The sequence below is a fragment of the Mycolicibacterium diernhoferi genome (assembly GCF_019456655.1).
In the GTDB taxonomy this organism is placed as follows: domain Bacteria; phylum Actinomycetota; class Actinomycetes; order Mycobacteriales; family Mycobacteriaceae; genus Mycobacterium; species Mycobacterium diernhoferi.
In genome coordinates, this window is the sequence record NZ_CP080332.1 from 77,137 (window position 1) to 99,191 (window position 22,055).

The 22,055-nt window shown below is 65.6% G+C and carries 22 protein-coding genes; 11 read left to right on the forward strand and 11 right to left on the reverse strand.

Annotated elements, in window-relative coordinates:
• The first annotated feature begins 39 nt into the window (after positions 1-39).
• Positions 40-639 (forward strand): TetR/AcrR family transcriptional regulator, encoded by a 600-nt coding sequence (locus tag K0O62_RS00365; protein WP_073858429.1) that lies wholly within the window; start codon positions 40-42, stop codon positions 637-639.
• Here the strand turns inward: K0O62_RS00365 and K0O62_RS00370 are convergent.
• Positions 629-2,002 (reverse strand): MFS transporter, encoded by a 1,374-nt coding sequence (locus K0O62_RS00370; RefSeq protein WP_234800225.1) that lies wholly within the window; start codon positions 2,000-2,002, stop codon positions 629-631. The two genes, K0O62_RS00365 and K0O62_RS00370, sit on opposite strands and share 11 nt — an antisense overlap.
• A gap of 92 nt (positions 2,003-2,094) precedes the next feature.
• Positions 2,095-2,337, reverse strand: coding sequence for a hypothetical protein (locus tag K0O62_RS00375; protein ID WP_205870597.1), 243 nt, complete (start codon positions 2,335-2,337; stop codon positions 2,095-2,097).
• A gap of 301 nt (positions 2,338-2,638) precedes the next feature.
• Here K0O62_RS00375 and K0O62_RS00380 point away from each other — a divergent pair, with 301 nt between their 5' ends.
• Together K0O62_RS00380 and K0O62_RS00385 are read left to right on the forward strand one after the other, a co-directional pair.
• Complete coding sequence (locus K0O62_RS00380) at positions 2,639-3,280, forward strand: TetR/AcrR family transcriptional regulator (protein WP_073858426.1); 642 nt, start codon at positions 2,639-2,641, stop codon at positions 3,278-3,280.
• Between the two features lie 380 nt (positions 3,281-3,660).
• Positions 3,661-3,843 (forward strand): hypothetical protein, encoded by a 183-nt coding sequence (locus tag K0O62_RS00385; protein WP_372512881.1) that lies wholly within the window; start codon positions 3,661-3,663, stop codon positions 3,841-3,843.
• A 69-nt stretch (positions 3,844-3,912) separates the two neighbouring features.
• Here K0O62_RS00385 and K0O62_RS00390 read toward each other — a convergent pair whose 3' ends face one another.
• Positions 3,913-4,830: an SDR family NAD(P)-dependent oxidoreductase gene (locus K0O62_RS00390; protein ID WP_073858424.1), complete on the reverse strand. Its 918-nt coding sequence runs from the start codon at positions 4,828-4,830 to the stop codon at positions 3,913-3,915.
• 99 nt (positions 4,831-4,929) lie between these two features.
• Here K0O62_RS00390 and K0O62_RS00395 point away from each other — a divergent pair, with 99 nt between their 5' ends.
• The gene (locus K0O62_RS00395; RefSeq protein WP_073858423.1) at positions 4,930-5,595 is read left to right on the forward strand and encodes a TetR/AcrR family transcriptional regulator; all 666 of its coding nucleotides are present in this window, start codon (positions 4,930-4,932) and stop codon (positions 5,593-5,595) included.
• Positions 5,596-5,666: 71 nt separating this feature from the next.
• Positions 5,667-6,155 (forward strand): MarR family winged helix-turn-helix transcriptional regulator, encoded by a 489-nt coding sequence (locus K0O62_RS00400; protein ID WP_073858422.1) that lies wholly within the window; start codon positions 5,667-5,669, stop codon positions 6,153-6,155.
• On the opposite strand, the gene K0O62_RS00405 is transcribed toward K0O62_RS00400, so the two are convergent.
• The 3 genes from K0O62_RS00405 to K0O62_RS00415 all read right to left on the reverse strand — a co-directional run bounded on the left by K0O62_RS00405 (position 6,152) and on the right by K0O62_RS00415 (position 9,191).
• A complete protein-coding gene (locus tag K0O62_RS00405; protein ID WP_073858421.1) occupies positions 6,152-6,898 on the reverse strand; it encodes an SDR family NAD(P)-dependent oxidoreductase in 747 nt (248 codons plus the stop codon). The two genes, K0O62_RS00400 and K0O62_RS00405, sit on opposite strands and share 4 nt — an antisense overlap.
• Positions 6,899-7,004: 106 nt before the next feature.
• Entirely contained in the window at positions 7,005-7,883 is an 879-nt protein-coding gene (locus K0O62_RS00410; RefSeq protein WP_073858529.1) for a dioxygenase family protein, read from the reverse strand.
• A 408-nt stretch (positions 7,884-8,291) separates the two neighbouring features.
• Positions 8,292-9,191, reverse strand: a complete 900-nt coding sequence (locus tag K0O62_RS00415; protein WP_073858420.1) for a serine hydrolase — start codon at positions 9,189-9,191, stop codon at positions 8,292-8,294.
• 238 nt (positions 9,192-9,429) lie between these two features.
• Between K0O62_RS00415 and K0O62_RS00420 the strand changes: the two genes are divergently transcribed.
• Complete coding sequence (locus K0O62_RS00420; RefSeq protein WP_073858419.1) at positions 9,430-10,530, forward strand: coiled-coil domain-containing protein; 1,101 nt, start codon at positions 9,430-9,432, stop codon at positions 10,528-10,530.
• A gap of 13 nt (positions 10,531-10,543) precedes the next feature.
• Here K0O62_RS00420 and K0O62_RS00425 read toward each other — a convergent pair whose 3' ends face one another.
• The 5 genes from K0O62_RS00425 to K0O62_RS00445 form a co-directional block, all read right to left on the reverse strand.
• A complete protein-coding gene (locus tag K0O62_RS00425) occupies positions 10,544-12,706 on the reverse strand; it encodes a molybdopterin-containing oxidoreductase family protein (protein ID WP_073858418.1) in 2,163 nt (720 codons plus the stop codon).
• 119 nt (positions 12,707-12,825) lie between these two features.
• Positions 12,826-13,632: a DUF1906 domain-containing protein gene (locus K0O62_RS00430; protein ID WP_073858417.1), complete on the reverse strand. Its 807-nt coding sequence runs from the start codon at positions 13,630-13,632 to the stop codon at positions 12,826-12,828.
• Between the two features lie 65 nt (positions 13,633-13,697).
• Positions 13,698-14,516 carry a formate/nitrite transporter family protein gene (locus K0O62_RS00435; protein ID WP_073858416.1) on the reverse strand — a complete coding sequence of 273 codons (819 nt, stop codon included), beginning with the start codon at positions 14,514-14,516 and terminating at the stop codon, positions 13,698-13,700.
• A gap of 91 nt (positions 14,517-14,607) precedes the next feature.
• Positions 14,608-15,897 (reverse strand): amidase, encoded by a 1,290-nt coding sequence (locus tag K0O62_RS00440; RefSeq protein ID WP_073858528.1) that lies wholly within the window; start codon positions 15,895-15,897, stop codon positions 14,608-14,610.
• Positions 15,898-15,926: 29 nt separating this feature from the next.
• Positions 15,927-16,658: an IclR family transcriptional regulator gene (locus tag K0O62_RS00445; RefSeq protein ID WP_073858415.1), complete on the reverse strand. Its 732-nt coding sequence runs from the start codon at positions 16,656-16,658 to the stop codon at positions 15,927-15,929.
• Between the two features lie 288 nt (positions 16,659-16,946).
• Between K0O62_RS00445 and K0O62_RS00450 the strand changes: the two genes are divergently transcribed.
• The 5 genes from K0O62_RS00450 (at position 16,947) to K0O62_RS00470 (ending at position 22,036) form a co-directional block, all read left to right on the forward strand.
• A complete protein-coding gene (locus tag K0O62_RS00450) occupies positions 16,947-18,140 on the forward strand; it encodes a M24 family metallopeptidase (RefSeq protein ID WP_073858414.1) in 1,194 nt (397 codons plus the stop codon).
• 34 nt (positions 18,141-18,174) lie between these two features.
• The gene (locus tag K0O62_RS00455) at positions 18,175-19,539 is read left to right on the forward strand and encodes an ABC transporter substrate-binding protein (protein ID WP_073858413.1); all 1,365 of its coding nucleotides are present in this window, start codon (positions 18,175-18,177) and stop codon (positions 19,537-19,539) included.
• Positions 19,540-19,560: 21 nt separating this feature from the next.
• Positions 19,561-20,349, forward strand: a complete 789-nt coding sequence (locus tag K0O62_RS00460) for an ABC transporter permease (protein WP_131817449.1) — start codon at positions 19,561-19,563, stop codon at positions 20,347-20,349.
• Positions 20,346-21,146 (forward strand): ABC transporter ATP-binding protein, encoded by an 801-nt coding sequence (locus K0O62_RS00465; RefSeq protein WP_073858411.1) that lies wholly within the window; start codon positions 20,346-20,348, stop codon positions 21,144-21,146. The genes K0O62_RS00460 and K0O62_RS00465 overlap by 4 nt, the downstream gene beginning before the upstream one ends.
• 80 nt (positions 21,147-21,226) lie before the next feature.
• Positions 21,227-22,036 carry an ABC transporter permease gene (locus K0O62_RS00470; protein WP_073858410.1) on the forward strand — a complete coding sequence of 270 codons (810 nt, stop codon included), beginning with the start codon at positions 21,227-21,229 and terminating at the stop codon, positions 22,034-22,036.
• Positions 22,037-22,055: the final 19 nt, after the last annotated feature.

The following is a 22,055-nucleotide window of genomic DNA, read 5'->3' on the forward strand; positions in this document are numbered from 1 at the left end:
ACAACATGACCAATCGGTCAACTTGGTACTCTCGAGCCCGTGACCACCACCCGGCCGATCCGCGCGGACGCCGCACGCAACCGCGCCTTGTTGCTGGCCGCGGCCGAGGATGAGTTCGCCGAACGGGGTCCGTCGGCCTCGGTGGCCGACATCGCCCGCCGAGCCGGGGTGGCGAAGGGCACGGTGTTCCGTCACTTCCCGACGAAGGAAGACCTGATCGCCTCCATCGTCTGCGGGCATATCGCAGCGCTCGCAGACGCCGCAGGGCGGCTTGCCGACTCGCCGGACGCCGGTGCGGCGCTGCTGGAGTTCCTGACCATCGCTGCCGACCAGCGTCAGCGCCACGATCTGACTTTCCTGCAGTCCGCCAGCGACGGCGACCCCCGGGTGACCGAGGCTCGCGATGCGCTGCACGCGAACCTCGAAACGCTGGTTGACCGTGCCCGCGCCTCGGGCGCGATTCGTGCCGACATCACCGAGGCCGATGTCTTCCTGATGATGTGCGCACCGATTCACATCGTCGAAAACCTCGCGGCCCCAACGCCACTGCTCTGGCAGCGCTATCTGGCGATCATCTTCGACGGGTTACGGCCCGACGGGGCGCATCCGTTGCCGCAACCGGCTCCCGTCATGCCGTGAGCCGGCTGCTGGTCTTGCTCGGTGGTGCGGTCCGGCCGGCACCTCGAACCAGGATGATCGCAGGCACCGCGGCGAGGACGAACAGCCCGCCCGCCAATGCGACGTAGAGGTGCACGCCGGTCGCCGAGCTGACCGGAGCGCCACCGATGACGGCTCCCGGAATCTGAGTCGCCCTGAGCAACACCGCACCTGTGACGGTGAAGGTGGCCGAACCCAGGGCGACGAAGACCGACACCAAACCCGCTGTCGTGCCCTGCCGCTCGGGCACAGCCAGGCCGGCCGCGAGGTTGTACCCCGAGGCGCCGATCGCACCGGCCGCCAGGCCGAGCATGCCTCCGCAGGCGACGGCCAGCGGCAGCACCGACACGCCGGGCAGCATCGCGAAGGCCGCGACCGTCCCGACGGCGATGCCACCGAGAAGCGTCTTTGCCGGACCGATCCTGCCGGCCAGCCACCCGGAGCCGATGCCGCCCGCGGCGATGCCGAGGTTCGCGGTGGCGAACAGGGTCGCGATCGCCTCCCGGCTCCCCAGTCCGTAGCCGGCCCCCAGTTCGGGGGGCACATGGGCGATCAACCCCACCAGAGCCAGTAGGCTCCGGAACGAACCCGCCGCCAGGACCAGTGCCAGCAGTGTGAGCAGGATGGGACGGGTGATCGCGCCGATGTCGATGATGGGTTCGTCGATTCGCAGCGTGCGAAATGCCCAGCAGCTCAACGCGAGCATTCCGCCGCCGAGTAACAGAGCCATGCTCGGGGACAACCATCCAAGCTCGCCGCCGAGACTGATGTAGGCCAGTACTCCGCCCATGCCTGCACCGAGCAGGAGTGCCCCGCCCACGTCGATTCGACCGGCGCTGCGGATCGACGATTCCGGGATGGCCAGGCGGACACCGAGCGCGGCCGCCGCGGCCAGCACTGCCGCCGCGGCGAATACACCGCGATGGCCGAAGTGCTCGATCACCGGCATCATCAGAAATGGCTCGATGATCCCGACGACCGACGAACTGGACGTGACGAGCCCGACCACGGCCATCGCGACCTGCGGCGTGCAGATCTGGAGGACGAGTGCCACGCTGAGAAAGACCGCGGCGAAGGCGGCGCCTTGAAAGAAGCGCCCCAGCAGAAAGATCCAGAATGCGGGAGCAGCGAGGCAGAGTAACGAGCCCGCGCAGGCCAGCAGCAACGTGCTGATCAGGACCCGGCGTTTGCCGTAGACATCGGCACTCTTGGCGAGCAGCGGTGACCAAATGGCACCGGCGAGCATCGCGCTGCCGTTCAACCAGGCGGCATTATCGGTGTCGAAGTGGTCCAGCAATCGGGGGATGACCGTCATCGGCGAGCCGATGACGACATCGGCCAGCACATTCGCGAGTGTGAGAACCGCCGCCCAGAGAACGAGTCGCTTGCTCCACCGGTGCTGTCGAACCTCTCCGGGGGACGCATTCGGCGGCGGAGTCATCGCGGATTGTCCGTTCCCGGGGATCGCCCGCCACGGTGCAGATCCGGGTCCGATAGCGACAGATCCTGTGCGGCGGTGCGGAGTCGGGTTTGCAGAAGTCGGAGGAGGCCGAGCCGTTGCAGCAGCGGCACCGCGCAGAGCTTGATGTTCCGGCACAGGAGTCGGGTGCTGGTGCGCACCAGCACGGTGCCATCGGTACGGAACGCAAGGTCCTGGTTCTTCTTCACGTAGGTGCGCATCCGACTGCCGTGCCGCGGACATCGACGGGATAGCCACTCGTGCGGAGTCGGCCGGCGCGTTCGACGATCGTGACGTTCCAGCCGGCTTCGGACAGCCAGTAACCGAGTACCGGTCCGGCGATGCTCGCTCCGGAGATGAGTGCGCTGCGACCAGCGATGGGAACCTCCAAATGCTTTTGGCTGCAACCGATCACGCCCGTGCACGGCCAGGTGGGGAGTGTGCGTGCGGGCTGAACCCCGGCCGTTAGATACACGAGTGTTGCTTAAACGACACGCTAGCGCGGTGGGATAAGCTACGCAAGTGTCTTCTAATCGCGCGACCCCGCGGCGCCGTCGGGGGGCAGCACTGGAGTCGGCGATTCTGGATGCCGGCTGGGATCAGCTCATCGAGGCCGGCTACGGAGGATTCACCATCGACGCGGTCGCAGCGCGGTCGGCAACCGCCCGTTCGGTGCTGTATCGGCGCTGGCCGACACGTACGGCACTGCTCGAGGCGGTCATCCGGCATCGGGGCGCGATCGATGCGATCGAGGTCCCCGATACCGGGTCCTTGCGTGGTGACGTACTCACGGTGCTGACCGACTTCAACGATCGACGTGCCGGGATCATCGGGGGATTCGCGGCCCTGTTCGGTGCGTACTTCGATGAAACGGGCGGGTCTCCGCAGCAGCTACGCGCGCTGTTCATGAGCGACGGGCCCAAGGCGATGGAGACGATCGTCGAGCGCGCCGTCCGTCGCGGGGATTTGCCGGCCATGCCTCCGGCGCGCATCGTCGCGCTGCCGGCGGACCTGCTGAGGCATGAGTTGTTCATGACCATGGCGGCAGTGTCCCGGGAAACGATCGAAGAGATCGTCGACGACGTGTTCCTGCCGTTGGTGACCCGCCAGGTCGGTGAGGCCGAGACGGGTTCGTCCGGCAACCAGTCTCGGGCGGCAACGTGAGGCCGACGGTGCGACCTCAAAGATACTGGCGTGCAGATCGTTACCCGCGGCTCCACCGAGTCGTTCCTCCCCCGGCCGGTTGATCGCTTGGAGCGCGCCCGTCGGCCGAGACGAGTCACCGCCGTCGGTGGAGCTACTCGACGTGTGCTGTCTCGAACTCGTCACGCGAACCCCGCGCAAGCGGATGCGGCGCCAGAGGCGCTGCATTACCCTCTATTACCGAGGCACGTTCCACCGGGACTGGTGCAGAAGGCTTCCTCGGTGCCCGCGCGCAACGCAGTCTCGCCACATTGGTGACAAGCAGAGGACCGAACATGGCATCAAATCGCTTGGCTCGTCGTCGGCTTCAAGCTGCGGTTGGCGGTGCCGCCGTGATCGCGATGATCGGTTTCACCGCGGCGTGCACCAGTGAGAGCGACAAGCCCGAAGAGTCGCCGACCACCACGACCACCACGACAGAGCCCACGGTGTCCCCGACCGAGAAATCGCTCAATCCCACCGGCGGTGTTTTCACTCCGCCGGTTACGGCGCCGCAGCAGACAGTCGAAGGGCCCAACGACTGATCAACTCAAGAGGGCGGAGCGCCTCTCGGACCGCGAAAATCATTGCGGTGCCGTACAACCGGATGCGTATCACCGCACTGCTTCGCTGAGCGGGAACGTCACGCCGGTGAGCTCCTCGGAGACCGCCCACAGGCGCTGTTGAACCGCCTGGTCGTGCGAGTCGGGGCTGGAGGTGACCAGTTTCGGGTAGCCCCGTATCTCACCGAGCCCGTCCGGCCCCCAGTACTGCCCACCGAGGGCGGCCGGGTCGGTCGCGGCGCGGACGGTGGGCAGGGCACCCATGCCGGCGTCCTGGGTGACCAGGGGTGCGATCCGGGTCAAGAGCACGCGGAGCGCGGTGGGCGTGTTCCGTAGGAGTTCGGTGTTGGACATGCCGGGATGGGCGGCGACCGCGACAGTCGTCCCATGTGGTGCCAGTCGGCGCTGCAGTTCATAGGTGAACAGCAGGTTGGCAAGCTTGGACTGGCCGTAGGCGCCGGCGCGACTGTAGGACCGTTCCCACTGCAGATCGTCGAAGTGGACGGCGGCCCGGATGCGGTGGCCGGTGCTGCTGACCGTCACGACCCGGGATCCGGGAACGGGCAGGAGCCGGTCCAGGAGCAGACCGGTCAAGGCGAAGTGGCCGAGGTGGTTGGTGCCGAACTGCAACTCGAACCCGTCGGCGGTGGTCTGTCGCGGGGTGTACATCACGCCCGCGTTGTTGATCAGTAGATCGATACGGGGGTGGGCGGCGCGCAGATCGTCGGCTGCCGACCGGATCGAGTCCAGGGAGGTCAGGTCCAGGGTCTGGACGGTGACGTCGCCGGTGATGGCGGCGGCCGCCTGGCGGCCCTTCTCGATGTCGCGGACCGCCAGGACGACCGTCGCCCCGTGTTCGGCGAGCATCCGCGCGGTCTCGAATCCCAGCCCGGTGTTGGCCCCGGTGACGATCGCGACCCGGCCGTGCTGATCGGGAATGTCCCGCTCGGTCCAGTTGGTGCTGCTCATGCTGACTCCTTATAGAACCGTCGGTCTGTTATGGGATGACCGTAAGAGACTGCCGGTCTCTTGTCAAGGGACCGGTGGTCTGCAAGTTAGGGTGAGCGCGTGACTTTCCAGCGGGCGCGCAGCGAGGAGCAGCGTGAAATCCGCCGCCGGGCGATCCTCGATACCGCGGCGGCAATGCTCGGCGAGATGTCCGTGGCGGAGTTGAGTCTCAACGAACTCAGCCGACGGGTGGGCCTGGCCAAGTCGAACGTCCTGCGGTACTTCGAGTCGCGCGAAGCCGTGCTGCTCGAACTGTTGGACGACTTCCTGGGAACCTGGCTCGCCGACCTGGCCGACGGCCTGGCCGCGGGCGTCGAGCCGCAAGCGTCGCCGGAAGTGCGGGCGGGTCAACTGGCCGAGGTTCTCAGCCGGTCGCTTGCGGAGCGGATGGTGCTCTGCGACCTCTTCGGCGCCCAAGGTGGCGTCCTCGAGCACAATGTCTCGGTCGAAGTGGTCAAGCGGCACAAGCGATCCTCCCTGGCGAGGCTCACAGAGATGACCGATCTCATTCGCGGTCACCTGCCGGAAATCGGCGACGGCGCGCAGCTGTTCTGCCTGATGAGCCTGGTCTCGGCGGGTGCCCTGTCCGCGTACGTTCCGCCGCCACCCAGCCTCCTTGCCGCCTACGCGGAGGAGCCGGCCCTCTGCGTGCACCCCCTGGACCTGCGCGATGCCCTACGGGACTCCTTCACGGCGATGCTCGTGGGCGTCCTCCCGCGCGGATAGGGCGACACCGTGCCCGAGAATGCGATATGCCGGCGTCCAGCCATATACGAATTGCAGGTAGCGGACCACCGATGACCAGTTCTGATGGCTACCCACTGACACCGGCGCAGCAGCGCGCGTGGATGACCTACATGCGCGTGTATCACCGGCTTGAGTACGAGATGAACCATCACCTGCGCGCGGAGTGCGGTGTCTCCCTCGACGACTACACGGTGCTCAGCACGCTGTCGCGGGCCCCGGGGCGCCGCCTGCAGGTGACGGCCTTGGCGACGACGATCGGGTGGGAGCGAAGCAGGCTGTCGCATCACCTCACGCGGATGACACGCCGTGGCCTCGTCGAACGCACCGCGTGTGAGACCGACCGCCGCGGAACGGTTGTCATCCTCACCGCCGAGGGGTGGCAGGTGCTCTCCGGTGCCGCCCCGGTGCACGCCGAGTGGGTACGGCAGGCGTTCTTCTCCGATCTGGATCCCGGACAAGAAGAGGCCCTCGCCGACATCCTCGGCACGGTCCATGAGGGACTGCTGCGGGAGGGCACCCTGCCGCGCCCGGACCTCTAAACCTGGTTGATCCCACCGTCGACGACGATTTCGGACCCGGTCATGAAGCTGCTCGCATCGGACGCGAGGAACACCACGGCCGCGGCCAATTCGTCGGCATCACCGATGCGTTGCATCGGATTCGACGCCAAACTGTCAAATATGGCCTGGCGCTTGGCAACATCGGGTTCCAGGTCGGTGAGGCCGGGCGTCAGGATGGGACCGGGAATGATGGTGTTGACCCGGATCTTGCGGTCGGCCAACTCGGTGGCCCAGGTGCGTCCGAGGGAGCGGATGGCGGCCTTGCTGGCCGCATAGGCGCCGAACGCCGGCAAGCCTCGGGTCGCCGCGGTCGAGCCGGCCAACACGATCGAGGCGCCGGGATTGAGCAGCGGCAGCGATTTCTGCACGGTGAACACCGTCCCGCCGACGTTGCGGTTGAACGTGTCCAGCAGATGTTCGGGTGTCTCCTCCGCCAGGGTCACGTACTCGCCGCTGCCCGCGTTGGCGAAGACCACGTCGAGGCCGGCCCCCGAGGCGCGGATGACATCCATCAAACGGTCCAGATCCTCCAGACGCGTCACGTCGCCTGCGACACCCACCACGCCCGCACCGAGAGAGGCCGCGGCGTCCTCGACGCGCTGCTGGGTGCGGCCGGTGATGAACACTGTGGCGCCGGCCTCGGCGAACGCGCGGGCCGTGGCATAGCCGATGCCGGACGTGCCGCCGGTGACCAGTGCTGTCTTTCCTTTGAGATCAGGCATCTCATTCTCCTGTTGTCGGGGACCGCCTGTGGCGCTCCACACCCGACAACTGCGTGATATGTCACCTTATTCCGGAATGTCGCCCAGGCGGCAATCGACGGAGCGACTAGCCAGGGTGGCCGCTGCTCAGTGCTTGCAGGACGAAGTCGTAGTGGGCGACGAGGAAAGGTTCGTCCACCTGCCGACCATCGGGGCCCGGACCCGCCGGATGCTCGATGAAGCTGACGACGAGTTCATCCTTGACGCCGAAGACGACGTCGGTGTCGAGGTGGTCGGAGCCGTGGCGAAACAGATGAGTGATCAGCTTGTGGTAGCCGGGTTCCTCGAACATGAAGTGGATATGGGCGGGCCGGTATTCACTGATGTCGGTGGCGCTGACCAGTTTTCCGACGGGACCGTCCATGGGGATGGTGTAACCGATTGGGGCGATGGTGCGCACGCAGTAGGTGCCGTCGGAGCGGGTGGAGTACTTGGCCCGTAGGCGGGCTTCGTCGACCTCGGTGTACTGGGCTTCATAGGTCCCGGTGGCGTCGGCCTGCCAGACGTCGAGGGTCGCATCGGCGATCGGGGTGCCCGCGGTGTCGGTGATGGTGCCGGTGATGAACAGCGGTGTTCCTTCGACGCCGTCGGACATGTCGAATCCGAACGACGCCGGCGGCGAGCCGTCGATGTGAAACGGGCCCAGAACAGTCGCCGGGGTGGCCGGCGCGGGGAGTCGGTTGTTCATCTGAACGACCAGCGTGCTCAAACCCACCACGTCGGAAGCCAGGATGAATTCCCGGCGGTTGTCGGTGCTGATCTTGCCGACCTCGGTGAGCCAGTCAATGGCGGCCATCCACTCCTCGGAGGTGAGGTTGACCTCGCGGGCGTAGTCGTGGATGTGTCGGACGAGGGCAGCCATGATCTCGGCCGTGCGTGGCGAGTGCGCAGACGCCCACTGTGCGACGGCCAAATCGGTGATGTTGTCCTCGGTGACGAAAGCCATCATGACTCCTTCGGGTGTTCATGGTCGTGATGAGCGGGCGGTTCGACACGGGCGGTGCGTCTTCAACCGGGGATCGTCGATCAACCGCCGGGCCCGCACTCGGTGCACCGCGCCGTGGCGGCGAAGTTCGGCATACACCGCGTGTGGGTGTTGAAGGTACGAACCATCCAGCGTCAGCGCTGTTGTCACGCATTGATCGTCGAACAGCTGCACGCTCATGACGCCATCCTGGGGTGGCTGGAACCCCGGGCCCAGGCCGGAGTTTTCCTAGTGCCAGGAGGGCCACCTATCGCCGCGGAGCATTCAGCACGGCCACCGTCGCAAATGAACGCACGTGGGATGCGATGTAGGCGAAGGCTCCAGACCGTCGCACTCCTCACGGTGTCGGCGCTGACCGGGTGACCGGGTTCAGATCTTGCCGCCCGGGAACATCGTCTTGACGGCTTGGGTGATGTTCGCGCGGGCAGCGGCGTCACTGGTGGGGTCCAGGGAACTGATCGCCATCACGTAGCGACGGTCGGACCCGATCACTCCGGTGGACACGTGCAACTGGTTGGCGCCGCTCCAGCAACAGAACCACCCCTGCTTGACCGCAACGGTCTCGCCGTAGAGACCCTCGGGGATCCCGAACCGCTGCGGGTAGCCGTCGGTTCCCGTCGGGGTGGATCGCGCGAGATTACCGAGGATGAAGTCGGCCTGCTCGGGGGGCAACCCGCCGGTGCCGTCCAGCAGCATGCCGTAGTACCGGACGAGATCGCCGGCGGTGCTCTGGGTGACGTCCCAGCGCTGGTTGTAGGGCGCCGTCGTGCCCGTCAACCCGTAGCGGGCCTTGATCCGGGCGATGACGGCGTTCTGACCGCCGCGGTCCCAGAACAGCTGGGCCGCGCTGTCATCGGAGGAACGCAGCATCAGGTCCAGCGCCTGGCGGTCGGCAACGGACAGCTCGGTCTTACCCTCCGCCTCCTGCAGCAGCAGGTCATCGGCGATGAACAGCTTCACCACCGATGCGATCGGAAAGGGTGTGTCGACCCCGTTCGACACGGTCTGGCCGGTGCGGCGGTCGAGCACAACCGCCTCGATGTCGGCCCCGTCCTCGGCGGCATCGGCGGTGGCCTGACGGATGCGGGCGTCGAGCCCGGCCAGCGACGCCGTCGCCGGCCGCGAGGGTGGGGCGACCTCCGTGGGGCGCGGGGTGTTCTCGGGCTCCGGCGGGGCACCCGATACCTGCGCAATACAACCGGTCGCGAGCAACGCCGCGCAGACCAGCACCGTACCCGTCATCGCCCATGCCGGCCGCCGCCGATGCATACGTCTCCTCCGAGTGGTCCGGACCGAGCCGGCGCGACCATCTGGGTGCCCGACCGGTGGGTTCCAGCCTAGTAGGGCGTCGGAACTGGCTCTACCTGGACGTTTGCGTTGAATGCCAGCAAACTTTGTGACCCTGTTCGGCTCGGGTGGACATCGCCGGTATCAGTTCGTAGCCTGTCCGAGATACAGAAGGCGGGGCCAGGATCGGTCCTTGAAGCGAAGGATCGTGACTATCCGTATGACCCGGGTGCGCCACTGGTTGCGGCGAACGGTGTCCGGTTCGGCGGCCGCGTTCCTGGTCCTGACCGCTTCGATGGGTGCGGTGAATGCCGACCCGGCCGCAGACGCGCTGGCCAAGCTCAACGAGTTGTCCCGGCAGGCGATCGAGAGCCGCGAGGCCGTCACCGCCGCCCAGCGCGACGCCGACGCCCGAATGGCCGAGCAGACGGCCGCTCTGGACCGTCACCGCAGCGACCTGGAGGTCCTCGCGGTCGCGAACTCCGAGCTCAAGCCCTTCCAGGACGCGGTCGACCGGGTGGCCTCGATGACCTATATGAGTGGGCGCACCGGTCAACTGGCGGCGGTGCTGACCGCGGATTCACCGCAACAGCTGATCGACGGCCTGGCGCTGCAGCGAACGGTCACCGAACGAGCCGCCAGTCAACTCGCCGGTCTGCGAGCGGCACGTGAGCGTGCCGCCGCCGCCGCCGCGGCATCGGACTCCTCGGCTGCCGAAGCCCGCACGAAGGCCGAGCAGGCCGCCGCGGTGCGCGCCGAACTGCAGGCGAAGTGGAAGGACCTGCTGCGCCAGATCGCTGCCGCGGAGGCGCAGTACGCCGCGTTGACGCCGCAGCAGCAGGCGGTGGTCGACGCCGCACCGCCGCCGCCGAGCGCACCCGCACCGGAGGACCCGGCGATCGTCGCGATGCCCGGCCAGCAGCCCCCGGTCGACCCGGGACCGTCGCTCGCCGCCGCGGTCATGGACATTCCCGAGGCGCTGCCGGTCGGCGTGGCCCCCGAAGCGGGGTTGCAGCCCAAGGCGATCCTGGCGGCCCGGGCCGTCAGCGCACAGTTCCCGCAGATCTCGGAGATCGGTGGGGTCCGGCCGGACTCGAAGCCCTGGCATCCCAGCGGACTGGCGATCGACATCATGATCCCGAACCACACCAGTCCCGAGGGCATCGCGCTCGGCGACCAGATCATGGCGTTCGCGCTGAACAATGCGGGCCGCTTCGGGCTGCAGGATGTGATCTGGCGGGGCACCTACTACACGCCGGCCGGTCCGCAGGCGTCCGGTTACGGCCACTACGACCACGTGCACATCACCGTCACGCGCTGAGTTCGCCGGAACGTCACGCCGATTGGGCGACGTCCGGTTTCTCGAGCTTCTCCACCTCCACGAGATTGTCACCGTAGACACCGGCGTTGCCGAGACCGCAGTGCCGGTCCGCGGTGATCGCGTTGACGGTCGTGGCCGAGGACTTGCCCTGCCAGTGCCCGACGTTCGCCATCACCAGACCCGGCATCAGCCCCGACTCGTAGGCCGCCGGCCCCTGGAACGAACCGCGGTCGTTGAACACCCGCACGACGTCCCCCTCGGTGATGCCGCGTTCGGCCGCATCGGCGGGATGGATGAAGACCTGCTGACGGCCCTGCACCTTCTGCTTGTCCGCGGCGTTGCCGTACTGGCTGTTGAGGAACGCGTGTGGCTTGGGCGAGATGATCGACAGCGGATAGCGCTGTGCCAGTTCCGGGTTGGATTGCGGTGACTCGAACGGAGGCACGTAGTCGGGCACCGGGTCGACGTACCCGCCGGGTTGCATGTCCTCGTACATCGACCGCCACACCGGGACCACAAAGTTGCCGCCCGCGGCCAGACTGGACTTGAACTCACACTTGCCCGACGGTGTCGGGAAGTTGCCCTCGGCGTGCGGGGCGCGGGTGTCGGGGGTGCCGACGGCCAGGCGCATCCAGCCGACCTCTTCGAGCGTCTCGTAGGTGATGCCTTCCAGCGCCGGGGCGTCCCAGTCGTGGAAGTCGATCAACATCTGTCGATCGGTGCGATTCCAGTACGCCATGGACTCCTCGTCGAACTCCATGGTCTTGGCGAGCCGCCGGAACAGCTCGACATTGGGCACGCACTCGCCGGGTGGATCGATTGCGGGCTGATTCAGTGAGATGTACAGATGCCCCCAGGTCACCATGATGTCGAGCTGTTCGGCCTGCATGGTGGCCGGCAGCAGCAGGTCGGCGAATCTGGCTGTGTCGGTGATGAAGTGCTCACTGACGACGGTGAACAGGTCGTCACGCATCAGGCCGCGCATGGTCTTCTCCTGCGCCGGTCCCTGCGACACCGGGTTGGAGTTGTACACGAACAGCGACTTGATGGGTGGGTCCAGATCGAGCTCACCGGTCAGCGCCATGCCGAGGTCGAGTTCGTTGACCACGCGCGTGCCCTCGGGAATCCAGTCCGGTCGGCAGATCGCATCGAACCTGGTGGGGAACTCCCAGATCGGCATCTCCATGGTGCCGCCGCCGACGTGCCGCCACGCACCGACCAGCGCGGGCAGGCAGGTGATGGCCCGGATGGCTTGTCCACCACCGCGACTGCGTTCCAGGGCGACACCCTGGCGGATCGCCGCCGGTTGACTGGTGGCGTACTCGTAGGCCAACTTACGCACGTCGTCGGCCGGGATGCCGGTGATCTCCTCGACCCGTTCGGGCGGATAGTTCGCGGCGCGCTCGGCGAGTTCGTCGTAGCCGACGGTGTAGCGCTCGACGTAGTCGGTGTCGACCAGGCCCTTCGCGATGATCTCATGGATGAGGCCCATCGCCAGGGCCCCGTCGGTGCCGGGCCGGATCGGGATGTGCCAATCCGCCTGCCGCGCCGTGCGATTGCGGACCGGATCGATGACGACGATCTTGGCGCCGTGATTCTTGCGGGCTTCCAGCAGGAACGGCCAGCCGTGCAGATTGGTGCTGGTCATGTTCATGCCCCAGACGATGATGTACTTCGAGTACGCCATCGACTCGACGTCCAGCCCGCCGCTGCCGCCCACCGTCATGTGCCAGGCGGTCGACGATCCGGACTCGCAGTAGGTCTTCTCGGCGACCGTCGAGCCGAGCCGGTTGAAAAACGCGTCCCCGGAGGTCAATCCGTTCAGCACGCCTTGATGGCCCAGGTAGGCGTGCGGCATGATCGCCTGGCTGCCGTGCTTGGCGATGATGTCGGTCCACCGGGACTTGATCTCGGCGAGCGCCTCGTCCCAGGTGATCCGCTCGAACTCCCCGGCACCCTTGGCGCCGACCCGGCGCATCGGGTAGAGCAGCCGATCGGACTGGTAGTGGTGCTCGTGGAAGTTCTTGACCTTGACGCACAGGCCACCGCGCGTCATCGGATGATTCGGATCACCTTGGACGTCAACCAGTTTGCCGTCCTCGACGTGATACAGCATGGCGCAGGTATCCGGGCAGTCGTGGGGGCAGGCGCCGCGGACGATCTTGAGTTCCTTCATGGAGGTGTCCTCGTGACAGGGGCTGCGGACGCACTCCAGTAGAAGTCACGGGTATGGCACACCAATTGCGCCGAGATTAAGGTGTTGTGACCTGGCCCGAGGTCAGGACTTCGGTGCGGCTACGGATGCAGGTTCCACTGACCCACATCCTGGGCCAGGACGTCGTTGACATCGACGCGGATCCCGCCGACGATCGGCCCCGGATTCGACGCGGTGTCGATGATGCGTTGGTAGAGCGTGGCGCCGGGGAAGATCTGCCCACCCGACCAGGACCGGGTCTGCCAGGCCCACACCTTGCCGGGGGTGCCCGACCGGCCGATGACGCCGTCGGCCGTCGCCCACTGGCAGGGCCGGATACCGCCATAGATGCCGGTGCGCTGCACGCCGATCACCGAATTGATGCCGCGAAACCATGGCAGCACCACGGTGTCCCAGGTGTGGCGGTCGACATCGTCGTCGACGCTGAAGTAGATGGGCGCGCTCTGACCGCCCCCGGCGGCGGTGTGCAGTTGCCAGCCGGTGCGCGCATCGGCGACACCGCCGGGGTAGCCGCGGGTGAAGTCCGACGGTGCCGTCCCGCCCGGCTTTCCGTACTGGTAATTGCTGACGATCACCAGACCGGCCGTGGTCAGCGCCTGCGCGTACGGCAGCGTGATCGGTTTGGCGCCGAAGGACGAGCCGGGGCGCGAGGTGGATACGTAATTGATCACCCCGGCGTGCCCGGCCGCCCGGATGTCCTGGGCCGGGATTTGTTTCATGGCGTAGTCGATCAGGGTGGGCGCTGCGGCAGACGCGGCAGGAGCGCCGGCGCCCACGGCCGCACCGAGCCCGGCCAGCGCCGACGCAGCGGTGGCGTAGCGCAGTGCGTCACGCCGGGAAATCCCACGTGCTGAAGGCAGGTCAGGGTTGCCGGGCGTAGCGCGCATCGCGCGATGTTAACAAAGTGACGGCTGTTGTTGATGATGGCTTGCGGAGCCGTGGCCAACTCGTTTCAGGATGCGTCGGCCTCCGCGCGCTCCTCCTTGATCCGGTCCTTACCGCGCAACAGCCGCAACAAGGTGACCAGCCCCAGACCACCGACGACGTTCCCGACGATGACGTAACCGAACCAGCCGAGCCAGTCGAGATACCCGAACGGAGCATCACCGGTGGCGATCGCGCCGAAGATCAACAGCGAGTCCAGGATCGAGTGGAACATCTGCAGGCCCGCGAGAAGGAACGCGCCGGCGACGGCGGCGGCGATCTTGCCGAACATGGAGTCGGTCCCGTGCTGCATACGGGTCATCAACGTGATGGCCATCCCGCCCAGCAGGGACAACGCCACCGTCTCGGCGGATATCGGGGCGGTGACGTAATGGGTGGCGGACTCCACCGTCTGCTCGTGCAGCTTGGGGAAGGCCAGCATGATCAACCACATCAGAACCCACCCGCCGGCGAGGTTGGCCGCCAACGTGCCGGTCCAGAGTTTGAGCAGCTGCCGGCCACTCGCCCGCTTGGCGGCCACCGTGGTGATGGGTATGAGGAATCCCTCGGTGAAGAGCTCGCTGCGTCCGAGCAACAGCGCCAGGAATCCGATCGAGAACGCCAGGCCGGCCAGCAGGGGATTGTCGGTGGCGTGCAGCACCGCCAGATACGCCAGGACGCCCATCGCCACCTCGGTGCCCCCGAAGAACCCGGTCACCAGCACCTCGCGCCAACTGCGATGCAGGCGCTGGGTGCCCTCGTCGACCATCCGGGTGAACGCGTCCTCCAGTTCGTCCTCGATCGGGCTACCGGAACTGCCCAGCTCGCGTTGGCTCGTCTGACTCATGAAAGATCCTTTGCCTCGCCGACCGGATAGGCCGACGGAGTACCCGGCATACGGGTTCCCAAGCGGGCACCGCCGGTCGCGTGCGGACGTGCTACCGAAAAAGTTGACGAGACCGAAGCGCTTGCTCCAACTGGATGCCGAGATCGAGCATCGCCGATTCAGATCCCGGCAGACCGATGATCTGCAGCCCCAGCGGTAGGCCCGACGGGGTCTGCGCACCGGGGACCACCACCACGGGTAGTCCGAGCAGTTGCCAGGCTCGGCTGAGCACGGAAACACCCGTCGCGTGCAGGCCCGCCGGAGCAGGCCCCGGCGTGGCCGGACCGACGATCAGTGTGTCCGCCCCCAAATGGTCGGACAGACGGGCCCGGGCGTCGTCGCGGTACCTCAGCACCGACGCATACCGCTGCGCCGATACTTCTTCACCGGCCCGAAGAAGTTCGAGCAGTGGCTCGCTGAGCTGTGCGGAATGGGCGCGGTACTCGTGGGCACGCTCTCGTAGTGCTTCGTAGGACATCACGTCCAGATGGTCATCGGTCAGCCGGCGGACGTCGTCGGCCCATTCCAGAGGCCGGGATTCGAAACCGATAGCGTCAAGAATCCCGGGTACCGCCCCGACGAGTCCTGACATCGCAGGAGCAATATCGGCGAGCTCGCGACCATCCCATAGCCGCACGCCGTTCGACCGGGGCCGCTCCGGATCGGAGGCACACCTGGTGAAGGCGCGGTGCACGTAGCGCAGGTCGGCGACGGTCCGAGTCAACACGCCCAGGGCGTCCAGACTGGGGCTCAGGCCCAGGATTCCGGACATGTCCACGGAACCGGGTGGCAGCACCATCCCAGCCGTCCCGCAGTACGCCGCGGGCCGGGTGAGGGATCCTGCCGTTTGGCTCCCGAGGGCCACCGGAATCGTTCCGGCACCGACTGCCGCAGCGGACCCGCTCGAGGATCCGCCTGGAGTGTGGTCCTGCGAGTGGGGATTACGGGTGGGGCCGGGGTTCAGATACGCGAATTCCGTTGTGACCGTCTTACCTTGGATCACCGCACCCAGCGACCGTAGTGCACTCACACACGCCGCATCAGAGGCGGCGGGTTCGGGGCTGGACAGTACCGTACCCGCGCGCGTGGGCAGGCCCGCCACGTCGATGATGTCTTTGACGCCCACCGATATCCCGGCCAGCGGCAGACACGCCGGCTCAGCGTCCACCGCGTCTGCCTGCGTTTCGATGTCCGGAGCCAGTGCGACCCAGGCATGAATCCGTTGTTCTGCTTGTTCAACATCTCGGCGAACACCGGCCGCGAGATCACGCGCCGTGGTCTCATGTGACCGTAGCGCCCGAACCTGCTCGGCGATCGCGTGGTGACGGATGTGGTCGTGCACAGACGTACGCCTCTGGTGATGCGGAAAAGTCACCCTAGTTCGACCTCGATTGCGCGCGCGGTGTCCTGGAGTAGGGGAAGGTACTTCATCAGTGCCTCGATGTCTTCGACGCTGGACACGGCCGTGACCGATACTGCGCCGACGATCCCCGACGGTCTGGAGATCGGCACAGCAAGACAGTTGATCAACATGTCCAGTTCTCGATCGTCCACCGCCCAGCCACGTTCGGCGGCCAACTCCAGTGCTTCGTCGAGCTGCGCCCTGTTGGTGAAAGTGTTGGGGGTGAACTGTTTCCACGGAACGGAGTCCAAGATCGCCTCCCGGCGATAGGGGTCGACCGCTGCCAGGATGACCTTGCCGACCCCACTGCAGTAGGCCGGGGCTTCGCGGCCGATGCGGGAGTACATGCCGACGCCCGATGCACTCTCGACTTTGTCGACGTAGATCAGGCTGTCCCCGATCAGACTGACCAGCTGAATGGTGTGTCCGATCTTGGCGTGCAGTCTCCGCACATGCCGGTAGCCGGCCCGGCGCAGGTCCACGTCGTCGAAACTCAATCGGGCGAGCGCGATCAGCTTCGCGCCCACCACAAACCGGGCGTCCTCGCGCCGATGGACATAACCCACCTGTTCCAGTGACTTCAATTGCCGGAACATCGACGACCGGTGGACGTCAAAATCTTCCGCGAGTTCCGCCACTGACAGCGGTTCCTCCGCGATGCGTTCGATGATCTCCGCGATGCGGTGTGTTGTTCCCGTCATCCTTCTCCTTCGACGAGCTTCCCCCAGTGGTATCGGGCTGCGCACAGTGCTTTCGCTGTCTTGCCGTGCCGTCCATGAACGCCTCCCATTCTGGGAACTGTTGCACGAAATGCACAGTCATGCGCGGAATTTACACACGGTAACCAGTCCGGAACCGCATTCGTAACTTTGCACCTCCACTCTTTCCGTATTCAACAGCGCACAGGGTTGTGCAGAAAATGCACAACTCCGGTTGTCGAGACCGCCCGCCTCGCCACCCGTTGTCGAGCGGAGACAAGGAACCGGTACATGACGCAGACGATCAGCGATCATCGTTTCACCACAGACCGAGAACGCGCGCGCCGTACCGATGCGCTGCGGTCCGCGATGGCCGTCAATGGACTCGACGCGCTCGTGATCGCCGGGCGCGACGACATCAGGTATCGCGGCAGAGTTTTCTACCTCACCGACTACTGGCAGCTCTTCGCCGATTCGCATGTTGTGTTGACCCACTCGGCGGGCCCGATCTTGATCGGCGGCACCGTCTGGGGCATATCGCAGGCGCGCCAGTCAGATTGGATCGCGGAATGCCGCCTCACCGGGACCCCGGGGGCAGAGATCGCGCAGGTGTTGTCCGAGCAGCAGCTGTCGGCGGCCCGGATCGGGATCGTAGGGCTCGACGACGGCGGATTCGCCTACAGCCACTACCGCGAACTCATCGATGGGTTGGAGCTAGCAGAGATCGTCGATGCCACAGAGATTTTCGAGCAGTGCCGACAGGTAAACAGTCTTGAGTCCCTCGCCGCCATGACCGACACCTCCGCGTGCTGGAACTCGATATATGCCGAACTCCAGCAGTACGTGCAACCCGGCATCACCGAGATCCAGCTGGCGGCCCAGGCTCACCGGATATGTCGTGAGCACGGGGTCCGCGATCCCCTGGTGGTCCTGGATTCGACACCGTTTACCGGCGCCACATCCTTCGGGACCAGGAAAGTGATCGAGCAGGGCGATGTGGTCACCGTTTGGATCGAATCGGCCGGCCCCAACGGGACTTGGCTGGAGTACCGGCGGATGTACTCGGTCGGCCCGGTCGCCCCGGAGTACCGGGACGCGTGGCAAATCTACGCGGAGGCCCATCAGGCCGGCGTCGCGGCGATGACCCCGGGTTCGATGGCGAGCGAGTTCGTCGAAGCCGTGGCCAATGTATTCCGTTCTGGAGGAATCGAACTCGACTACACAGACCCGGCCGACAAGCACCGCTCGTTTCATCTTCACGGTATAGGCACAGACGCTATCCAGGGCGTCTGGGTCAGCGGGAACGACAGGGTTCTCCTGGACAACGAGGTCGTCAACATCCACCCGCACCGGCTGTTCCGGACGGACCAGGAAACCGCCAGGTTCGGACTCTTCGGACTCACCGACAACATCCAGGTGACCACCAGTGGTGGCAGATGGATGACCAACGATCAACAACTCAACAGCGCATTCATCGAACTCTGAAACAACCCGAAACCAGTCGAAGGCAGGAATATTCATGAAGCTCACGACTCGCCGCGGCATATCGCGTCCGGTCTCGTTCGCAGCATGTGTCGCGTTGTCCGGAGCGCTCGTCGCGTGCTCGGGCGATGCGGGCAGCAAGGCGCCCGCCGCTGCGGGCCCCAGCACTGTCACGGACAACGCACTGCTCGAGCAGTACGGCGTCGGCATACCGCAAGAAGTCGTCAACATCGGCATGCTGCCCTACGCCGACAACATGATGTTGTCCATCGGCATGGCCAAGAATTGGTTCGAAGAGGTCGGTATCGATGTCGGACCACAGAAGTTCGCCAGTATCTCCGACGAACAGCAGATACCACTGACCCTCAACGGCGACTATGACGTGGTAGCCGCCTACGGCCCCAACATGGTCCGTAACGCGGAGGGCGCACCGTCGATCAAGGTATTCAACTTCATCGACGTCACCAGTGGACTGGCGATTCTCGCCGCACCGGGCTCCGGCAAATCCTCGGTGTCGGACCTCATGGGAGACGGCATGAACTTTGAGGATGCCGTCACCAGCGTCATGAACGATATGAAGGGATCACGGTTCGCCACCGACGATATCGGCGCACACCGCAGCTTTCTGGACGCTCTCTACGGAATCAGCGGATTCTCCCAGGGCGACTTCGGAAACGTCGCCGTGGTCGACGACTCTCAGACCCTGCTGCTGGCCCGCGGCGGAAAGCTGGACTACGCCAAGCCGATCGGCGCCGTCCAGACCGCGGAGTTGATCGAGGGCGGGTGGTACCCGGTGATCGGCCTTCAAGACCTGATCGAGAATCTGCCCGCCGGTGACCCCCGCGCGGTCTCCGGCCTCGGCCATGTCGGGCACGCGGCCGACGAGAAGTGGATCGAAGAGAACCACGACACGATGTTGAGGGTGTCATCGGTGGCGTATCGGATCGTCGACGCGGTCCTCGCGGATATCGACAACGGCACCACCGACGCCATCGACTCACTGGTCCCGGTCATCGAGAGCGCCGCATCCGTGGACACCTCGGCCGACGCCCTGCGGATCGTGTTCGAGGACATCGGCCCGTTCGCATCCTTCGAAGACCAGGCCGACTGGTGGGTGAACGTCGACTCCCCCTATTACTACAAGGCGACCTACAACCAGCAGGTCAAAGCCGCACAGGACGCCGGGGTCATCAAGAACGCCGAGCTGGACGCCTCCGACTTCATCATCGCTGACGACGTCTACAAGGAGCTCGTCGACTACAAGGAGCAGTACGACGCACTGCTGCCCGAAGCCCAGGGGCTGTCCGGAGATCAGGCCAAGCTTGCCGAGCTCGCTGCGACCCAGTACGCACACCGCAACTACCTCGACGCCGCCCGCATCCTCCAGGCTGCGGTCAAGTGAGTGCACCGAGAGGAGAATGACATGCGGGTCAGGACAATCGGTCCTCCCATTGCGGGCGGGATCGCCGGGGTCGTCACGCTCACCCTGATCTGGACGGCACTGTCAGCCAACAGCACGGCAGCGCGGTTCCCGAGCATTCCGGCCATCTTCGAAGCGGTCGTCGACAACTTCGATACGGCGCCGATTCTGGCCTACACCACATTTGGTGTGGGAGGTGTCTGGTCCAACGTGCTGTGGACCGCACAGAATGTGCTTCTCGGCGTGGCAACCGGCCTCGTCATAGGGTTCGGTACGGGCCTGGCCTTGGCCCGGGTCGGATGGTTCAACCGGCTGGGAAAGCTACCCGTGGCGATCCTCGGTACGGTGCCGGTCCTTGCCGTCCTGCCGTTCCTCACACTGTGGTTCGGCAGCTCCGCGTTGGCGACCAACGGTCTGGTCATCTTCTTCACGGCGCTCACCGTTGCGAGCACCGTCCAGTCCGCAGCGACCGCGGCGGAGATCAGATATGCCGACTACGCAGCCACACTGGGTATTTCGAGGCGGCGTGCCACGATCTCGGTCATCCTTCCCGCCCTGGTGCCCTCCACCATCGGAGTCGTACGGGCGGCGGCCGCATTCGGGTGGGGTTTTCAGTGCATCGCCGAAGTGCTGGGTGGCAGCCAGGGTGCCGGCCGACTGATCCGATCGTTCTCTGATGCCACCCAGACGGCTGGAGCGATCGGTGTTCTGATCGCCGTCGGATGCGTGGCCGTGTTTGTCGATGCCCTGATCGGACTTGCCGGTCGTTGGATTGTGAGGTGGAACGAATGACGGTCGAGATCGGATCCGGATACACCGCGGGTGTGGAAGTGCGACTCCCAGCGATCGAGGTGGCGAACGTCTCCAAGCAGTTCCGGTTGGAGTCGGGGGAGGTGGTCAACAGTGTCAACTCGGTGTCGTTTCGCGTCGAGCCCGGCGAGTTCATCTGCGTGATCGGGCCGTCAGGGCACGGGAAGTCCACGCTACTCAACATGATCGCCGGCTTCATTCCGCCGACCGACGGCACCATCACTGTGGGCGGCACCCCGGTGACCAAGCCGGGACCCGACCGCGGGGTGGTCTTCCAGCGGGACACGCTGTTTCTCTGGAAGACCGTGGCGCAGAACATCGAATTCGGATTGTCTGCCCGGGGTGTCCCGAAGAGTGAGCGCAAGGTCATCGTTGCCGAGTTGCTCAAGATCATCGGGCTGGAAAAGTTTGCGAACGCCTGGCCGAAGCAGTTGTCGGGTGGAATGCGGCGCAGAGTGGCGATTGCCGCGGTATTCGCCAACAAGCCCGAGGTGCTGCTGATGGACGAGCCGTTCGTCGGCATCGATTATCTCCGGCTCGCCCAGTTACACGAGGTGCTGCTCGACCTGTGGCAAGAGGGCGAGAAGCGGGCCGTGTTCATGGTCACGCACGATATCGACGAAGCACTGACCCTCGCGGACCGCATTTTCGTGATCAAGCACGGCAGTCTGGCTCTCGACATGCGGGTGGACCTCCCGCGGCCACGTCGCACCGACGCCATCACCGGACCCGCGGCCAACCAACTGCGCAGGCAGCTTCTCGAGGAGTTCTCGCGATGACGGCGACACTCTTCCCCTCTGCGCGGGCTCGGCTCGAACTCCCCAAACCGACGTTCCGTTTTACGCGTGACAGGTCGGGGATGCTCTGGTCCGCTGCCTCGTTGGTTCTGGTGTTGGCGGTGTGGCAGCTCGCGTCGGTGCTCATCGGTGACGACGAGTCCGGTATGCGGCTCGTTCCCAGCATCACCGACGTCGTGTCCTCGTACATGGTCTTCGCCGACTACTGGCCGGGCGGACTCGGTGCCGAACGCACAGTCAGCGGTGCCGAACCCACCATCTGGGGAGCGACACTCGGAATGGTCTACAACGTCGCGATATCACTGTCCCGCTTCACCGTAGGATTTCTTCTGGGCGCGGCGGTAGGAGTCGGTGCCGGCCTGCTGGTCAGTTGGTCACCGATAGCTCGGTGCACGGTGTCGTTTCCTGCGCACTTCCTTCGGATGATGCCACTGCTGGCGATGCTGCCTTTGTTCGGCCTCTGGTTCGGCAGTTCTGAGCTCGGAACGTACATGTTCACCGCATTCGCGGTTGCGGTCCTGCTGTTCGTTCTCACGGTCGCCGCGGTGAACAACGTGCCCCGCATCTACAGCGATTCGGCCACCTCCCTGGGGGCGAGCCGCGGTCGCATCTATCTGTCGGTGGTCGTGCCCTCGATAACGCCGAATCTGAAGGTCGGCATTCTGCTGGCAGTGCCTTTCGCATGGAGCGCCGTGCTGGCGGCGGAGGTGATAGGAAAGCAGTACGGTCTGGGCCGGATTCTCAACTTCGCATTGCTCTATGCCGCAACGGATATCGTCGCGGTCACCGCGTTGGTGGTGGTGATCGTCGCCGGATGCACCCACCTTCTTCTCTCGAAGGTCCTCAACCACCTGACCCGCTGGGTCGACTGACCCGCGTCAAACATCACTT

Excerpts from the sequence above, each read along its gene's own strand:
- K0O62_RS00375 (WP_205870597.1), bottom strand. The coding sequence starts at position 2,337 with ATGCGCACCTACGTGAAGAAGAACCAGGACCTTGCGTTCCGTACCGAT.
- K0O62_RS00385 (WP_372512881.1), top strand. The coding sequence starts at position 3,661 with ATGATCGGTTTCACCGCGGCGTGCACCAGTGAGAGCGACAAGCCCGAA.
- K0O62_RS00390 (WP_073858424.1), bottom strand. The coding sequence starts at position 4,830 with ATGAGCAGCACCAACTGGACCGAGCGGGACATTCCCGATCAGCACGGC.
- K0O62_RS00400 (WP_073858422.1), top strand. The coding sequence starts at position 5,667 with ATGACCAGTTCTGATGGCTACCCACTGACACCGGCGCAGCAGCGCGCG.
- K0O62_RS00405 (WP_073858421.1), bottom strand. The coding sequence starts at position 6,898 with ATGCCTGATCTCAAAGGAAAGACAGCACTGGTCACCGGCGGCACGTCC.
- K0O62_RS00410 (WP_073858529.1), bottom strand. The coding sequence starts at position 7,883 with ATGGCTTTCGTCACCGAGGACAACATCACCGATTTGGCCGTCGCACAG.
- K0O62_RS00415 (WP_073858420.1), bottom strand. The coding sequence starts at position 9,191 with ATGCATCGGCGGCGGCCGGCATGGGCGATGACGGGTACGGTGCTGGTC.
- K0O62_RS00420 (WP_073858419.1), top strand. The coding sequence starts at position 9,430 with ATGACCCGGGTGCGCCACTGGTTGCGGCGAACGGTGTCCGGTTCGGCG.
- K0O62_RS00425 (WP_073858418.1), bottom strand. The coding sequence starts at position 12,706 with ATGAAGGAACTCAAGATCGTCCGCGGCGCCTGCCCCCACGACTGCCCG.
- K0O62_RS00430 (WP_073858417.1), bottom strand. The coding sequence starts at position 13,632 with ATGCGCGCTACGCCCGGCAACCCTGACCTGCCTTCAGCACGTGGGATT.
- K0O62_RS00435 (WP_073858416.1), bottom strand. The coding sequence starts at position 14,516 with ATGAGTCAGACGAGCCAACGCGAGCTGGGCAGTTCCGGTAGCCCGATC.
- K0O62_RS00445 (WP_073858415.1), bottom strand. The coding sequence starts at position 16,658 with ATGACGGGAACAACACACCGCATCGCGGAGATCATCGAACGCATCGCG.
- K0O62_RS00450 (WP_073858414.1), top strand. The coding sequence starts at position 16,947 with ATGACGCAGACGATCAGCGATCATCGTTTCACCACAGACCGAGAACGC.
- K0O62_RS00455 (WP_073858413.1), top strand. The coding sequence starts at position 18,175 with ATGAAGCTCACGACTCGCCGCGGCATATCGCGTCCGGTCTCGTTCGCA.
- K0O62_RS00460 (WP_131817449.1), top strand. The coding sequence starts at position 19,561 with ATGCGGGTCAGGACAATCGGTCCTCCCATTGCGGGCGGGATCGCCGGG.
- K0O62_RS00465 (WP_073858411.1), top strand. The coding sequence starts at position 20,346 with ATGACGGTCGAGATCGGATCCGGATACACCGCGGGTGTGGAAGTGCGA.
- K0O62_RS00470 (WP_073858410.1), top strand. The coding sequence starts at position 21,227 with ATGCTCTGGTCCGCTGCCTCGTTGGTTCTGGTGTTGGCGGTGTGGCAG.